This is a genomic window from Deinococcus alpinitundrae (assembly GCF_009982895.1).
Classification (GTDB): domain Bacteria; phylum Deinococcota; class Deinococci; order Deinococcales; family Deinococcaceae; genus Deinococcus; species Deinococcus alpinitundrae.
Window position 1 is genome coordinate 1 of record NZ_WXZL01000331.1, and the last position, 261, is coordinate 261.

Consider the following 261-nt stretch of genomic DNA (forward strand, 5'->3'; position numbering starts at 1 on the left):
TGGGGTAATTCCCGTGGACGAACACCTTAGCTATAAAAAATTAGCGAAGCTATCCGGAAATAAAAAAGTCGGTATGATTCCGCTAAAGAACTTGGTAGCAACGACTGGGTACGAACACGGTGCCAACACCCCGATTGGCATTTACGAAACCAAGGGATTTCCAATTTACATTTCGGAAATCGCTAAGGAACAAGGAACTATTATCGTTTCTTCGGGTAAAATTGGCCGTTCCGTTCAGTTAAAAGCTACGGACCTCGCTGA

General features: G+C 44.1%; 1 protein-coding gene. It reads left to right on the forward strand.

Features of this window, described 5'->3' with window-relative positions; translation table 11 throughout:
• Window positions 1-13: 13 nt before the first annotated feature.
• The coding region (locus tag GUI70_RS25895) for a YbaK/EbsC family protein (protein ID WP_237725159.1) at window positions 14-261 on the forward strand (248 nt) is incomplete at its 3' end.